This window comes from Rossellomorea sp. LjRoot5, from assembly GCF_964253455.1.
Classification (GTDB): domain Bacteria; phylum Bacillota; class Bacilli; order Bacillales; family Bacillaceae_B; genus Rossellomorea.
Map to the genome: position 1 here is coordinate 612,733 of NZ_CAXUQN020000001.1, position 14,959 is coordinate 627,691.

The following is a 14,959-nucleotide window of genomic DNA, read 5'->3' on the forward strand; positions in this document are numbered from 1 at the left end:
AGGGGGAGGCGGAAGTTGCCAATTACAATAGAGGATATCCGCGAAAAATTTAAAGATAACCCGTTTTTTTCCCATATAGGGTTTGAAATCGTGAATTTTGAAGAAGGAAATGTGAAAATCAAGCTGGATATTAAAGACTATTTGCTTAATATAAACGGAACCCTCCATGGGGGTGTTCATGCCACTATGCTGGATTATATTCTCGGCATGGTCACGCGGTCCGTCACGAAAGCAAAGGTAGTGACAACGAGTTTAACCGTTCATTATCTTTCCAGTATTTCAGAAGGTGAAATCTTCGCAGAGGCCAAAGTTCTTCAGCAAGGATATAAACTTGCTTTCACTGAAGGGGAAATTAAGGATAGTCAAGGTAATATTCTGGCAAAGGGAATGGGGACGTTCAAGCTGGTTCGGGAGAAGTGATTTTTTGTTCATTATATTAGTAATCGTTTCCACTCCTAACTCCTTTTTTAACCTAATAAATAATAACCAAGAAAAGAGGGATTCATATGCGGTGGTTTGTTCTTCTAATGTTATTTTTCGGTGCAGTGATTAATTTCGCTGATAAATCAATCATTGGGCTTGCGGCACTTTCCATCATGAAAGAACTGGATTTATCCTATGCAGAGTGGGGGCTTGTAGGAAGCAGTTATTACTGGCTTTACCCTGTAACCGGAATTTTTGGAGCTGCATGGGCAGATCGAATTGGAGCAAAAAAAGTCCTTGGATTATTAATGTTAACATGGGCCATCCTGCAATTTGGTGTCTTAGCGATTGCTGCTTTACCACTATTGGTTGTATACCGGGTTTTATTGGGGGCATTCGAAGGCCCATTTAGTCCAGTTGCCTACAATCATGCAGATAAATGGTTCCCGGCAAAACAAAGAGGATTTGCAAACTCTGTTGTAGTTGCTGGTGGAACTGTCGGAGCAATGATTGTTGCACCGCTGCTGGTGGCATTGATTACTATATTAGGATGGAAGGCAGCTTTTGCCTGTCTCGGTCTGGCAAGTATTGTATGGTTCTTCTTATTTCAATTTTTCACGAAGGAAAGTCCTGTTAAAAAATATCAGGAGGTTCAGAAGAAAAAGAAAGAAAAGCTGGGGAAAATAAATGTAAAAGATTTCTTAAAGCTTCTTGGTTCTCATTCAGCTTTATTTACGACATTAGCGTATTTTTCCACATATATCCTTGTTGTCTGGTTTTCTGTCTGGCTACCTATTTATCTAGTAGAATCAGTGAAAATGTCTCCAGGAGAAATGGGATACAGTGTGGCGGTTATTGGAATTGTTTCAGTCTTTATATATACAGGGGTTTCAATGCTATCTGATTATTTATTTAAGAAAAGCGAAAACTGGCGTGTATCAAGGATTTTTGTAGTTGCTGGAGCGATGATACTGGGATCTCTCTTATTGGCATCCATTACTATTTTTCAAAATCCGTTATGGGTCATCATCGCCATGTGTTTAGCTAAAGGGTTAACCTATTCTATTTTACCGATTGGACCAACCATTATGATTAATGAGTGGCCAGAACGTGGTGCATTGATGACAAGTATTTTAACTTCTTCAGGTAATGTCGCAGGAATCATTGCTCCGATTTTAACTGGTTATATAGTTGGATTGGCTGGAGCAAATAAAATTGCAGGTTATAACTTATCTATTATGTCAATGGCCTTTCTTGTTCTGATTTTTGGTATATTATTTGCTCTTTTTGTTAAACCGTCTATAGCGAAAAATAAGGTTGAACTGCATGATGATTTATCTGAAAATTCTAATATTAAGTATTCGTGACGACGATTTCCCCCACTACTTTTTTAACCAACGGCAAAAGTAGAAGAGCATGTGAATGTTAATAACTTTTCTTTAGATGTTTCCCATTCTGTTGTCTACCCTGGTTGCATGCCTTTGGATAGGGCATGCATCTTCTTTTTTAGACTGGTTATTGTGAATTGCGAAAGTAGAGGAATGGTTGCAAACCGAATTAAAAGTTTGGAGGAGGAAAATATGAAAACACGTATTACAGAACTACTGAAAATTCAATATCCAGTTATTTGTGGTGGTTTATACAGAATTGGGCGTGCTCCTTTAGTAGCTGCTGTTTCAGAGGCGGGAGGGCTTGGGATAATGACCTCTGCCACTTTTGAAACGGCGGAGGAACTGCGTCATGAAATAAGAAAAGCAAGAAAATTAACAAAAAAACCGATTGGCGTAAATATCAATTTATTTCCCAGCGTGAAAAAAATGCCAAACGAGGCATATATAGATGTATTGCTGGATGAAGGGATACGGATTGTGGAGACCTCGGGCAGAAATCCTGAACCTTATATGAAGATATTAAAAGATAATAACGTAATCGTTATCCATAAAGTCGCAGGAGTAAAATATGCCAAGACAGCCGAGAGGGTAGGATGCGATGCAGTAACTGTAGTGGGATTTGAAGCTGGGGGTCATCCAGGGATGGAAGATGTGGGGAATATCGTTTTAGTTCCCCAGACAGTGGATGCAGTTTCTATTCCGGTTCTTGCAGGAGGTGGGATCGCAGATGGACGCGGATTGGCTGCGATGCTTGCTTTAGGGGCAGAAGGTATAGTAATGGGTACGAGATTTTTAGCATCTCAAGAAGCAATGGTCCACGACAATGTGAAGAGATGGATGGTACAAGCATCAGAAATAGATACGGCATTGATTCAGAAATCAATTGGTTCAACTTCGAGAGTGGGCAGAAATGCGATTGCTCTTAAAGTGCTGGATGCAGAAAGTAGAGGAGCTACATTGGAGGAACTCTTACCTTTTATTTCAGGCAAGAGGTCGGCAAAGGTCTTCAACGAAGGAGACCTCGATGCGGGTGTTTTTTCATGTGGTCAATCCGTAGCAAGAATCCGGGAAATTCAAACTGTAAAAGAAATCATTTCAGAGGTGGTAGGTGAAGGAAGACAAACAACGGACAGGATGAGAAATATTTGGAGTGATACATAGACACACCTATAATCCAGAGGTCCGTCCCTCTTCACTTCTTCTGCACCCCAAACCGGCAACTAATTTCCATAAATATACAGGGTTATAACCCCTCCAACAGGGAATAACGACTATTATGAAAGTCATCTCAGTTTATTTCGGAAGGTCGGATCAATAATGAAAATGTTAAAAATCGCAGGGGTTGTCGTACTGTTTGCTCTTATTCCTGTCGTCTACTTCAGTTTTTTTGCAGATGAGACAGAGTCCTCATCAAAAAAACGGGTGATTGCATTGGGGGATTCCCTCACTTACGGCTATGGTGATAAGAAGGAAACAGGTTATATCGGGCGGTTAGAAGAGAAAGTAAATAAAGAACAAACCAAGAAGTCGTATAACTTTCAAAACCTTGGGATACCGGGACAGCAGTCGGATCAATTACTCGCACAAATCGTAAAGCCTGAGGTTGCCGAGGATTTAAGTGAAGCGGATGTATATATCATCAACATTGGAACCAATGATCTAATCAAGAACAATGGTGGAGACTTGTTCCCTTTACACCACGATGAAATAATGGAAGCGAAAAAGGACTATCTCGATCATCTGGATAAGATCCTGAATATTGTCGGGACAGCGAGCAAAAAAGCGGATATCATCGTGTTGGGATTGTATAATCCGTATCCTGACAAGGACAGCGATAAAATTGAAGCTTATGTGGATGATTGGAATAAGTCAATGAAGAAGGAAGCAGAAAAACATGAGAATGTGAAATATGTATCAACCAATCCACTATTTAAAGGAAAGTCTAAAGAAAACTATTTCCATGACTCCCTGCATCCTAATGGAAAAGGATATGAATTAATGGCAGATCAAATTATGAAGAATTATGACTTTTAACTTTATTTTTACAATGTTCGGGGGAATTCGGGGTGGTTTGCGAATCTCCGATTGAAACATTAACAATTCCGTAATACCGTTTTAAATCTGTTGTAACACTAGTGAAACAATTTTCGGGTAATATAGATAATAAGAAATTGACCCCCTTTTAAGTAATAAATCCCGTAGATGACACAGGAATCGCCTGTGTCTATTTTTTTTGCCTTTTTTTCTGTTATAGTGATTGGGGAATACCTGTACCAATCATTTGCAGACTCCTCAACATGTCAAAACCTGTCCCAATATCTTTCGATTTCAATCGACACGTTTTCAGGCAGGCGGAGACATTGTAGCTTGTCTTCAATCATAGTATAATGTAAGGAATGAAGTTGACTGTAATCGGGACTGATCCATTCATCGATCCCGAATCATCAAGATTGAGGTGAAGGTAGTGCAACGTGTCACAAATTGTTTATATCTGGATGGAGACAAGGTGCTCCTTCTCCAAAAGCCAAGAAGAAACTGGTGGGTAGCCCCGGGTGGAAAGATGGAGTCCGGAGAATCGATCAGGGATGCCGTCATCCGGGAGTATCGTGAGGAAACGGGCATCTATTTAAAGAATCCTGATTTAAAAGGCGTCTTTACGTTCATTATTAAAGACGGTGATCAAATCGTTTCGGAGTGGATGATGTTCTCTTTCTTCGCAACAGAGGCGGATGGAGTCAATCTTCAAGAATCAGCAGAAGGTAAGATCAAATGGCATCCTATTGAAGACATCAAGAATTTGCCTATGGCTGAAGGGGATTATCATATTCTGGACTACCTTTTGCACGGAAAGAATACGATATATGGAACCTTCACCTATACTCCAGATTTTAAATTATTATCATATCGACTGGATCCAAGTTAAACAACGAACTTTTTATATAGAATATTACGATAGAAAAGCGGGGGAAGAGCATGAGTACAGGTTCTGCAAACGATGTTCAATTGGTCATCATAACGGGTATGTCCGGAGCTGGCAAAACCGTTGCCATTCAAAGCTTTGAGGATTTGGGATTCTTCTGTGTGGACAATCTGCCGCCCACTCTTCTGCCAAAATTTTTGGAACTGATGAAAGAGTCCGGTAATAAAATGAATAAGGTCGCCCTTGTCATGGATCTCAGGGGAAGGGAATTCTTCGATCATCTATTTAAAGCATTGGATGAATTGGCGGAAACATCATGGGTATCGCCTCAGATCCTCTACCTTGATGCAGATGATTCATCCCTGGTCAGACGCTACAAGGAAACACGCCGTTCACATCCATTGGCTCCATCAGGCTTGCCTCTTGAGGGGATCCGTCAGGAAAGGGAGCTCCTCGAGGAATTGAAGGGGCGTGCCCAGCTGATCTATACCACTTCCACCATGAAGCCAAGAGAACTTAGGGAAAAGATTTTAACGGAATTCTCGGTGAACAAGAAAACGATCTTCACGGTGAACGTCGTATCCTTCGGTTTCAAACACGGGATTCCCATCGATGCCGATCTGGTGTTTGATGTACGCTTCCTCCCGAATCCCCATTATATCGATCATATGAGACCGAAAACGGGATTGGATGAAGAGGTATCAACCTATGTGTTGAAATGGAATGAAACGAATAAATTCATCGAAAAAGTAACCGATTTACTCTCGTTCATGCTTCCCCAATACAAGCGTGAAGGGAAGAGTCAGCTTGTCGTGGCCATTGGATGTACAGGCGGGCAGCATCGTTCGGTTGCGTTAGCAGAGTATCTTGGACATCATTTCGAAAATGACTACCAAACAAAAATTTCTCATCGAGACATCCAGAAGAGAAAGGGTCTAACAACATGACACATACACCCAAGGTCGTCGTGATCGGGGGAGGGACCGGCCTGCCGGTCCTTCTCAGGGGATTGAAGCGACACCCGATTGATATATCGGCCATCGTCACCGTTGCAGATGACGGCGGCAGTTCCGGTCGTTTGCGGGACAGCCTGGACATACCTCCACCGGGGGATATACGGAATGTCCTCGCTGCCCTGTCGGAAGTAGAGCCACTGGTTGAACAAATGTTTCAGCATCGATTTGAAACGACGAATGAACTTTCCGGTCATGCCCTCGGGAACTTGATCATCGCGGCCCTTGCTTCCATTACGGGAGACTTTGTCCATGCGATTCAGGAAATGAGCAGGGTATTGAATGTGAAGGGAAAGGTACTTCCGTCAGCGAACCAGAGTGTCATCCTCAAGGCTGAAATGGAGGATGGGACGATCGTGACGGGGGAATCCGCCATTCCGAAAGCCGGCAAGAAGATCAAACGTGTCTTCCTGAAGCCGGACAGCATCAAGGCATTAGGTGAAACGTTGCGGGCCATCAAAGAAGCCGATTTAATTGTGATGGGACCGGGAAGCCTATATACTAGTATCTTACCGAATCTCCTTGTCCCTGGAATTGGCGAAGCCGTCTGTCAGGCGGAAGCCAAAAAGATGTACATTTGCAACATCATGACCCAGGCAGGGGAGACACTGGATTATTCAGCGAGCGACCACGTGAAGGCGTTATACGATCATTTAGAAACTCCAAGCATTGATTATATCTTGGTAAACAAGAAACAGGTGCCTAAAGAGGTACAGGAAAGATATAATGAAGAGCAGGCAAGCCCCGTTCATTTTGATGTGGATAAATTAAAATCCATGGGCTTGGAAGTGATCGCAGAAGAGATCCTTTCCTATGAAAATCATCTCGTCCGTCATAACACAGAGAAGGTCGCGGATATTATTTATTCTTATTTGAAAGAATCAACCAACTGATATACAACGGAAATTTCCTGCGTAAAAGGTTGTGCAAGCGTTTGCTAGGAGGTGATGGGGATGTCGTTTGCGTCTGAAACGAAAAAAGAACTGACTAATATTGAAGTGAAGGATTGCTGTGCAAGTGCAGAGCTTTCCGCATTGATTCGGATGAATGGTTCATTGTCCTTCTCGAATCAAATGCTCGTCGTCAATATTCAAACCGAAAACGCCGCCATTGCCAGAAGAATCTATACATTAATCAAAAAAGGGTACGACACCCCGGTAGAGCTTCTGGTTCGGAAGAAAATGCGGCTGAAGAAAAATAATGTGTACATTGTACGAATCAAAGAAGATACCAAGATGATCCTCGAGGACCTGAAAATACTGGGTGAACATTTCACCTTTATCCATAATATAGCGGAAGATCTGATCAAAAAGAAATGCTGCAGGCGCTCGTACCTACGGGGAGCGTTCCTTGCCGGCGGTTCGGTCAACAATCCGGAAACATCATCGTATCATTTAGAAATCTTTTCTCTTTATTCTGAACACAACGAAGCGTTGTCCGAGCTGATGAATTCCTTTGGCTTGAACAGTAAGACACTTGAACGGAAAAAAGGCTTCATTACGTATTTGAAGGAAGCGGAGAAAATCACGGAGTTCCTGAATATCATAGGGGCACACAACGCCCTGCTTCGATTTGAGGATGTACGGATCGTCCGTGATATGAGGAATTCCGTTAATCGTCTGGTGAATTGCGAGACGGCTAACTTGAATAAAACCATCGGTGCAGCCTTGAGACAAGTAGAAAACATCAAGTTTATCGAAAGACATGTAGGATTGCAGGTTTTACCCGATAAATTAAGGGAGATAGCAGAGCTTCGAGTGAACTATCAGGATGTCACGTTGAAAGAACTGGGGGAAATGGTGTCAGGCGGCACGATCAGTAAATCAGGAATCAATCACCGCTTACGGAAAATCGATCAGCTGGCAGACAAGTTAAGAGCGGGAGAAAAGCTCAATACCTAATTAAGGACAAAGGGGAGAGAAATGATTATGGTGGAAAAACAAGTAGAAGTGAAATTGAAGACGGGTCTTCAGGCGCGACCGGCGGCATTATTCGTGCAGGAGGCAAACCGCTTCTCATCTGAAATCTTCTTAGAAAAAGATGGGAAGAAGGTCAATGCCAAAAGCATCATGGGTTTAATGAGTCTAGCGATCTCCACCGGATCTGCCATCACATTGGTAGCAGACGGAAGCGACGAAGAAGAAGCGCTCGACGCCCTTGAAGGATTCGTTCAAAAAGAGGCGTAAACGTTCAACTTCAGAAAAAGCCGGTGACCAGGGAGTGGTCATCGGCTTTTTCTATCGGTAGAGGATACAAAAAAACCCCCTTCCCGGAGTCTGGAAAGGGGGTTTTTTGGTTCTTATTTATTATCCATTTCGTTACGGGTGATGATGCGGTCGATCAATCCGTATTCAAGCGCTCTTTCAGCTGTCATGAAGTTATCGCGGTCCGTATCTTTTGAAATCACTTCAAGAGGTTGACCAGTGCGATCAGCAAGGATTTGATTCAATTTTTCGCGAAGGAATAGAATGCGCTTCGCAGCGATTTCGATTTCCGTCGCCTGACCTTGAGCACCACCAAGTGGTTGGTGAATCATCACTTCAGCGTTTGGAAGGGCTAAGCGCTTGCCTTTTGCACCAGCTGCAAGAAGGAACGCTCCCATTGAAGCCGCCATACCGATACAGATCGTCTGTACATCAGGCTTGATGTATTGAATCGTATCGTAAATAGCCATACCTGCCGTGATGCTTCCGCCAGGAGAGTTTATGTAGATTGAGATATCCTTCTCCGGATTTTCAGATTCAAGGAAAAGAAGTTGTGCTACAATGGAGTTCGCCACATTGTCGTCAATGCCGCTTCCAAGCATGATGACACGGTCTTTCAATAAACGTGAATAAATGTCATACGCACGCTCACCACGGTTTGTTTGTTCAATAACTGTAGGAATTAAATTCATCCTCGTTCCTCCTTAGAAATTCTTTTTATTTGTTGGAATTACTTATTCACTTTGTATTGTAATCATACACCCATGGTCAATAAAGGTCAAACTAAACGATTCCTTTATTACCCTGTATATAAATCCTTTCTACATGATACCCATTGATACCTTTTTTAAACAGTTCGCTATTTGTAAAGTTTATGAGTTCCTATATGTGAGATAGCACTCACTTCTTCAAGATATAGAGAAGGTCCTTCTTAGAAAAGTATCGTGTAGAATTGAAGACCGTTTCTTTCCGCTGCAGGCACTTGCTTTCCGGCGGGGCGTGAGTTGAGCCTCCTCGGGCTTTGCCCTGTGGGGTCTCAACTTTCCCGCTATTCCCGCAGGAGTCAAGTGCCTTCCGCTTCAATCCACTTTGTGGTCCTTTAAAAGGATAGAGAATGAGTAACAGCAAATCCTGTTAGAATTAACTAATTACAAGGAAATCCCCACTACGCTTTTAAATGATATTAATTGGAAAGTAAAAAAAGACATATACGATAATATCTATTGCAAACAAGTAATATCTGGCTTATAATATATATTCGTGACGGTTATTCATTTCATGCCCTCGTGGTGCAACGGATAGCACGTAAGATTCCGGTTCTTGAGATGGGGGTTCGATTCCCTCCGAGGGCGTACTAAATTTTTGAAACCATTGCGTTTTTTACAAACGTGATGGTTTTTTTATGCTCATTTTTAATGGGTACAGTTCATTCATAAATAACGAAAAGCACCACGTATACCTCAAATCGTTCCTATAAGTAATTTTAGGAGTGATTCCCATCAAACGAAGAAAATCGGTCTCCATCTCTCTAGCCAAACAAACCTTCTAATCTATCTCTGCAGTTACACAAGATTCTTCAAACGAAGAAGCAGCAGAAGAATTTTTTAGACATTTGTTCTGCAAATCACAACATTGCCAATATATGATTTTTTGTTTTTTCCTATTTTGGCTAAATTCCCAGCTCTATCTATAATTTCATATTCATTATTATCTTGCTCGTCCAAATAAAACAGCTCCTTTTATTTTATAGAAAAATTAATGTATCGAGCTGGTATCAATATGAATGTTATTGATATTAACAAAATTAAATTCAAGAAATTATCTACTCAGAAGAAACTAGACTATGTCTATAACTTAGCAGCGGGTTGGACCTTAATCGATATATTTAAGTGTTGTTGGTATAATTAGGGAAGTGTAAAAGAAATGGTATAGAACAAAAGTTCATTTAGAAAGGTGAAGATAATGCCCATTAACAGAGGTTCGATAAAAAAGTATATAAATAATATAAAATTTGGAAAATACTTTTCAATAAGCTACCTTATAAAGTATGGTTATTTTGATTTTAAATACAATTCAAAACAATATAAAGAAGATTATATATTATCGAATATGTTATTTAAAAAGGTATTTAATACAAATGGGTTAGAAGGTAAATATATAGAAATAGAGAAAAAGGTAAATTTCAGTTCAAAAAAAGAAACAGTACCTATCGAGTTATCAATCTATAAAAACGAAGATGAAAGGAGAATATATAAGCTCCCCAATATTTATTCTTATATTTGTCTGTGTAGACACCTTTCAGAATACAAAGATATATATATGGGAATTTTGGGTTCAAGTAATCAGTCAATCTCAAAGGGATTTTATAGTTCTTCCTTTTTAACAGGTAAAATTATGCGTGAGGATAACAGGATAGGAAAGAGGAGACTTTTTAAAACTGACGTTCAAAATTTTTATCCAAGTATATATACCCATTCAATTCCATGGATTTTAGTAGGTAAAACTGAAGCGAAAAAGAATAAGAATGATAAAGGAAAATACTATAATATACTTGATGCTTTAATTCAAAAATGTCAAATAGGGGAAACACATGGTATACCTACAGGAAGCTTTGCTTCTAGATTAATTGCAGAAATTTATATGTGTAAGCTTGATGGGAAATTAAGTGAATATAAATATGTAAGGTATGTTGATGATTTTGAGTTTCCTTACAATTATGAAAGTGAAAAGAGTGAATTTTATAAGGATCTAAATAAGGAACTAAATAGTTTGAATTTAAAAATCAAAGTTGAAAAAAATCAAGTAGACTCATTTCCCTTTAAAGAGGGTAACAATTTAGCTTTTTTCTTCGACTATTTTGAAAACAGTGAAAAGAAAATTAAAACTCAACAAAAAAGAATTTATAACTTTATTGACGAGAGCATTTTTAAAGAAAGAGAAGGTTATAAAGGTTCATTAATCTTAATGTTTAAGGCGTTGAAAGATAGTATAGCTAAAGGACAGTTACATCAAGATACTTTTACAACTCCTATGTTAAATAAGTTATTTAATTTAGTTTTGATGAAACCTAATTTGTCAGTAAATTATCTAGAATTTGTAGATGTTTTGGAAGAGGAAAAAATAGAAAATGAATTGAAATATGGAATTTATAAAATAAAAAAGCAAATTCAGGAAAATATAAATCTATATATTGATTTGAATTACAGTCAAGAATTATATTCATTACTAACTATATTTTTCTATCTAGATGTTTTCACAGTTTGTTCTAGACAACAATTATTAAAAGTTATACAAAATATGGATGATTTAAGTTCGATTTTGGCATTAGAAATATTAATAAAAAATGCAAGTAATATTGATGACAACCTATTTAAGTTAATTGAAATAAAGCTTCAAAATTCAACATCTTGGGAGGAAGAGTTCTGGCTTTTTAAATATCATTTATTTTTTAGAGTTCATGAAGATAAAAATACAAACTTATATAAGGAATATAAAAATTATCTCTACAATAATTACAATAATGGAGTTCAAAAATCCAGATTTTTCAATCAGAATAACTTGAGAAAAATTGATACACCGATTAACGTAGTATGGCAACACGCAAATAGTGACCAAGATATTTCAAAGTTTTTTAAGATTTTACTCGACATGAAAATTCGGTTCATTGATGGGGATTAATGTTATTTCAATAGGTTACTGAGATAAAGGAATTTTTTATTGGGATGTTGAAGACCCGATCCATTAGTAAAAGGTTCTTTTTTCAATGTTTGAAAATAAGAACTTGATCAATCATCATAATATATAGGTATAACATGCGAAATTACTCAAACATACACCATTGATATAAAGACGCCTAATGGATTTATAAAACGAAAATGGTGCAACGGATACACTTAAGATGTTTGATTCCCTCCGAGAGCGTAGTTGAAAGATATGAAGGTGTTCCTGCAAGTTTTTAATTTGTGGAGGCATCTTTTTTCAATTCTAAGATTAAGGGTGTTTTAATTCTATATATTGTATAATCATATAATATACCTATTTTGAAGAAGTGCAGGATCAGTTTTGAGTTATATATATAGGAAAGTTACATAAAAAATTTATGTGTTGAGATGTATTGGTTTTGGTAGAATCTATTTCCCCATACAGCAGAAGAATTAGAGAAGAGGAAACTCGTTGATATAGCAAAGAAGAACAATCTAAAACCGGGATGGTGGCTTAGTATGAAAGATTTTGTAGCTTTTGATTTTGAAACGGCTAATCGTGCAAGACACAGTATATGCTCAGTCGGAATGGTGTTTGTAGAAAACGGTGAAATTGTTGATTCAATTTATCAATTAATCGATCCGGAAGAGGGATTTGATAGGTTTAATATCAGCATACATGGAATTACACCACAAGATGTTGAAGGCGCGATCACGTTCGATGCTTTCTATCATTCTATCAAGGGGAAAATAGAGAACAAGTTGATGATTGCTCATAATCTTTCCTTCGATGGATACGCTTTGAGGGATAATTTAGCTCGTTATGAAATGAAGCCCGTATACAACCAATTTCTCTGCACCTATCAAATGTCCAGAAAAATGGTGAAGGGTCTTCCTGCCTATCAGCTATCGTCTATGTGCAATTACTTTGGAATCGAATTAGATAATCATCATCATGCTGCAGATGACGCAAAAGCATGCGCTCAATTAATGCTAAAGCTGGCAGAAGAGTACAAGATCACGGACTTTGATTCTCTCTACAATAAAACTCGAATTAAACCCGGAGAAATGTCCGAAGGCATCTATCGCTCTTCATTAGTAAGTAAATCTGCTAAATAACTAAACTTTAGTCGTTTTTTTTACAGATTCTATTGAATATATTAAGAGTATGGTGTTGAGATGGACGGAGAACACCCACACTCTGACAGTTGATTGAAGCGGAAGGTGCTCGACTCCTGCGGGAAAAGCGGGAAAGTTGAGACCCCGCAGGGCAAAGCCCGAGGAGGCTCAACTCACGCCCCGCGGAAAGCGAGTACCTGCAGCGGAAATCAACCAGCACATTCTTTTTTGAAAATATCATATATATAATACTACCAACGAATTCCCATTAACGAACCACCAATTTTATTGTAGAATAGATAAATGGGAGGTTAGTAATCATGAATTTGAAAGCAGGACTTTTTCAAAATCAACAACTGAAACTTCAAATGACACAACAACTTTCTCAAGCCATCACCATCCTCCAATATTCTACGATGGAACTGAATGCTTATTTAGAAGCTAAGCAATTAGAGAACCCCCTTATCCAAATAGAACCGCCTAAACAAGACTCCCTTTATCAACGAGAACCTTATACATATAAACGAAATGCCGGCAATCCCGATCCTGCGGTTGATTGGTATGAATATGTATCCGTGCCAACGAGAACCCTTGGGGATGCGCTGTCTGTTCAAATAAATTTGAAATCGCTTACTTCTTTGGATAGAAAGGTAATGGAAGAATTAATATATAGCCTGGATGACAATGGGTACCTAATAATAGATGAAGAACCCTTCCTTCAAAAACATGGTTTTGAAAGAGTTCAACTTGATCACTATATAAATAAGTTGCAGGAATTAGAACCGGCCGGCGTCGGAGCAAGGAGCCTGCAGGAGTGTATTTCTCTTCAGCTGCAGCGGAAGTCCGATGTTCCCCCATTGGTAAAGACAATGATAAACAATCATTTTCAAGCTTTTGCCGAAAAGAAGTGGAAGTCGATCAGCAAGGATCTTGGGGTTGAACTGAAAGACATCCAACAGGCTGCTGATTACATCCAGCACTGCAACCCGAGGCCGGGATCGAAATACTCACAGCATATTGCTGAATACATTATCCCTGAGCTTGTGGTGAATGTGATCGACGGTCATACCGTGGCCGTATCGTTATATGATGGAACTACCGTGAACGTCACTTATAATGAAGAGTACACTGATTTCTTGAAACATCATCCTGAAAGGGAAGTCCAAACCTATCTTCAAGAGAAGGAGCAGGATTTCCAGTGGCTTCTGCAAAGTTTACGTCAGCGAAAACAGACGATCCTGAAAGTGGGGAAGATGCTTGCTGAGAAACAGAAGTCTTTCTTTTTGGAAGGGCCATCTGCAATCCAGCCCCTGACGTTAAAGCAGGTGGCCGATGAAATCGATGTGCATGAATCGACGATCAGCCGTGCCGTGAAGGGGAAGTATATGCAAACCCCCTTTGGGATCTTCGAGTTGAAGTACTTCTTTACCTCAGCAATAAAGTCGGTCAAACTTGAGGATTCAGAAGCGGCGTCTGCCCGGACAGTGAAAAACGAGCTTCAAAAACTAATTGATGAAGAAGACAAGAAAAAGCCCTTGTCAGACCAGAAGATTGTGAATCTACTTTTGGATAAAGGCTATGATGTTTCCAGAAGGACCATCGCCAAATACCGTGATCAAATGGGGATCACTTCTTCGACGATGAGGAAGAGGTATGAATAGAGGATCTTTGCATGGAGATTGTACCAGGTACAAAATAGTTAGTTTGTACCTGGTACACCGAAGCCGGTTTGTACCTGGTACACCGAAGCCATTTTGTACCAGGTACACGAATGCACGATTGTACCAGGTACAAGGATAAAAAATCAACCTGACGCTACCTACAACTAAACAAAGCGAGGCAACAATATGAAGCAAGTGATTTTCTACACACGAACCCAATGCGGCCTTTGCGAAGACGCAAAAATCACCCTGAAACTTCTTCAGGATGAGATGGGCTTTTCCATTGAAGAAGAGGACATCGATAAAAGCGATGACCTCACGGAACGTTTCGGACTGATGATCCCGGTCGTGGAACTGGACGGGGAAATCCTTCAGTATGGGCAGATTGATTATTTTACGCTCAGCAAGCGTTTACATGAAAAAACCCGATAGTTTCTAGTTGAATTACGATTCATACCCTGATAAAATGAATCTTGAAAGCAGGGATGAATTTTTTTTGGAGGTAGTGGGACATAATATGTCTATGC

Annotated in this window: 14 protein-coding genes and 1 tRNA gene; 14 read left to right on the forward strand and 1 reads right to left on the reverse strand. The window is 39.6% G+C overall.

Translation table 11 applies throughout. From position 1 onward, the window contains the following. Positions 1-15: 15 nt before the first annotated feature. The 9 genes from ACSQ2E_RS02985 (at position 16) to ACSQ2E_RS03025 (ending at position 7,933) form a co-directional block, all read left to right on the forward strand. Positions 16-420 (forward strand): PaaI family thioesterase, encoded by a 405-nt coding sequence (locus ACSQ2E_RS02985; protein WP_435989282.1) that lies wholly within the window; start codon positions 16-18, stop codon positions 418-420. A gap of 86 nt (positions 421-506) precedes the next feature. Further along, complete coding sequence (locus ACSQ2E_RS02990) at positions 507-1,790, forward strand: MFS transporter (RefSeq protein ID WP_435989283.1); 1,284 nt, start codon at positions 507-509, stop codon at positions 1,788-1,790. A gap of 51 nt (positions 1,791-1,841) precedes the next feature. Continuing rightward, positions 1,842-2,975, forward strand: a complete 1,134-nt coding sequence (locus tag ACSQ2E_RS02995) for an NAD(P)H-dependent flavin oxidoreductase (RefSeq protein ID WP_435989284.1) — start codon at positions 1,842-1,844, stop codon at positions 2,973-2,975. A 156-nt stretch (positions 2,976-3,131) separates the two neighbouring features. After that, positions 3,132-3,848: a GDSL-type esterase/lipase family protein gene (locus tag ACSQ2E_RS03000; RefSeq protein ID WP_435989285.1), complete on the forward strand. Its 717-nt coding sequence runs from the start codon at positions 3,132-3,134 to the stop codon at positions 3,846-3,848. A gap of 430 nt (positions 3,849-4,278) precedes the next feature. Beyond that, entirely contained in the window at positions 4,279-4,737 is a 459-nt protein-coding gene (locus tag ACSQ2E_RS03005) for an 8-oxo-dGTP diphosphatase (protein ID WP_034764665.1), read from the forward strand. Positions 4,738-4,787: 50 nt separating this feature from the next. Further along, complete coding sequence (gene rapZ / locus ACSQ2E_RS03010) at positions 4,788-5,681, forward strand: RNase adapter RapZ (RefSeq protein WP_435989286.1); 894 nt, start codon at positions 4,788-4,790, stop codon at positions 5,679-5,681. Next, positions 5,678-6,640: a gluconeogenesis factor YvcK family protein gene (locus ACSQ2E_RS03015; protein ID WP_435989287.1), complete on the forward strand. Its 963-nt coding sequence runs from the start codon at positions 5,678-5,680 to the stop codon at positions 6,638-6,640. Before rapZ ends, ACSQ2E_RS03015 begins: the two co-directional genes overlap by 4 nt. Before the next feature lie 60 nt (positions 6,641-6,700). Continuing rightward, a complete protein-coding gene (gene whiA, locus ACSQ2E_RS03020) occupies positions 6,701-7,648 on the forward strand; it encodes a DNA-binding protein WhiA (RefSeq protein WP_034764240.1) in 948 nt (315 codons plus the stop codon). Between the two features lie 27 nt (positions 7,649-7,675). Continuing rightward, complete coding sequence (locus ACSQ2E_RS03025; RefSeq protein WP_435989288.1) at positions 7,676-7,933, forward strand: HPr family phosphocarrier protein; 258 nt, start codon at positions 7,676-7,678, stop codon at positions 7,931-7,933. Positions 7,934-8,046: 113 nt separating this feature from the next. Here the strand turns inward: ACSQ2E_RS03025 and clpP are convergent, their stop codons facing one another. After that, positions 8,047-8,643: an ATP-dependent Clp endopeptidase proteolytic subunit ClpP gene (gene clpP / locus ACSQ2E_RS03030; RefSeq protein ID WP_098439082.1), complete on the reverse strand. Its 597-nt coding sequence runs from the start codon at positions 8,641-8,643 to the stop codon at positions 8,047-8,049. A gap of 588 nt (positions 8,644-9,231) precedes the next feature. On the opposite strand from clpP, the gene ACSQ2E_RS03035 reads away from it, so the two are divergent. From ACSQ2E_RS03035 to ACSQ2E_RS03055, 5 genes are all read left to right on the forward strand, one after another. After that, positions 9,232-9,303: transfer RNA gene (locus tag ACSQ2E_RS03035), tRNA-Arg, on the forward strand. Positions 9,304-9,913: 610 nt separating this feature from the next. Further along, positions 9,914-11,629 carry an RNA-directed DNA polymerase gene (locus ACSQ2E_RS03040; protein ID WP_435989289.1) on the forward strand — a complete coding sequence of 572 codons (1,716 nt, stop codon included), beginning with the start codon at positions 9,914-9,916 and terminating at the stop codon, positions 11,627-11,629. A gap of 542 nt (positions 11,630-12,171) precedes the next feature. Beyond that, positions 12,172-12,771: a 3'-5' exonuclease gene (locus ACSQ2E_RS03045; RefSeq protein ID WP_435989290.1), complete on the forward strand. Its 600-nt coding sequence runs from the start codon at positions 12,172-12,174 to the stop codon at positions 12,769-12,771. A 320-nt stretch (positions 12,772-13,091) separates the two neighbouring features. After that, entirely contained in the window at positions 13,092-14,432 is a 1,341-nt protein-coding gene (gene rpoN, locus ACSQ2E_RS03050; RefSeq protein WP_435989291.1) for an RNA polymerase factor sigma-54, read from the forward strand. Positions 14,433-14,618: 186 nt separating this feature from the next. Next, positions 14,619-14,864, forward strand: coding sequence for a glutaredoxin family protein (locus ACSQ2E_RS03055; RefSeq protein WP_061809793.1), 246 nt, complete (start codon positions 14,619-14,621; stop codon positions 14,862-14,864). The last annotated feature ends 95 nt before the right edge of the window (positions 14,865-14,959 follow it).

Coding starts and splice junctions, on each gene's coding strand:
- ACSQ2E_RS03055 (WP_061809793.1), top strand. CDS start 14,619: ATGAAGCAAGTGATTTTCTACACACGAACCCAATGCGGCCTTTGCGAA.
- ACSQ2E_RS02990 (WP_435989283.1), top strand. CDS start 507: ATGCGGTGGTTTGTTCTTCTAATGTTATTTTTCGGTGCAGTGATTAAT.
- ACSQ2E_RS03025 (WP_435989288.1), top strand. CDS start 7,676: ATGGTGGAAAAACAAGTAGAAGTGAAATTGAAGACGGGTCTTCAGGCG.
- whiA (WP_034764240.1), top strand. CDS start 6,701: ATGTCGTTTGCGTCTGAAACGAAAAAAGAACTGACTAATATTGAAGTG.
- ACSQ2E_RS03040 (WP_435989289.1), top strand. CDS start 9,914: ATGCCCATTAACAGAGGTTCGATAAAAAAGTATATAAATAATATAAAA.
- ACSQ2E_RS03015 (WP_435989287.1), top strand. CDS start 5,678: ATGACACATACACCCAAGGTCGTCGTGATCGGGGGAGGGACCGGCCTG.
- clpP (WP_098439082.1), bottom strand. CDS start 8,643: ATGAATTTAATTCCTACAGTTATTGAACAAACAAACCGTGGTGAGCGT.
- rapZ (WP_435989286.1), top strand. CDS start 4,788: ATGAGTACAGGTTCTGCAAACGATGTTCAATTGGTCATCATAACGGGT.
- ACSQ2E_RS03045 (WP_435989290.1), top strand. CDS start 12,172: ATGAAAGATTTTGTAGCTTTTGATTTTGAAACGGCTAATCGTGCAAGA.
- rpoN (WP_435989291.1), top strand. CDS start 13,092: ATGAATTTGAAAGCAGGACTTTTTCAAAATCAACAACTGAAACTTCAA.
- ACSQ2E_RS03000 (WP_435989285.1), top strand. CDS start 3,132: ATGAAAATGTTAAAAATCGCAGGGGTTGTCGTACTGTTTGCTCTTATT.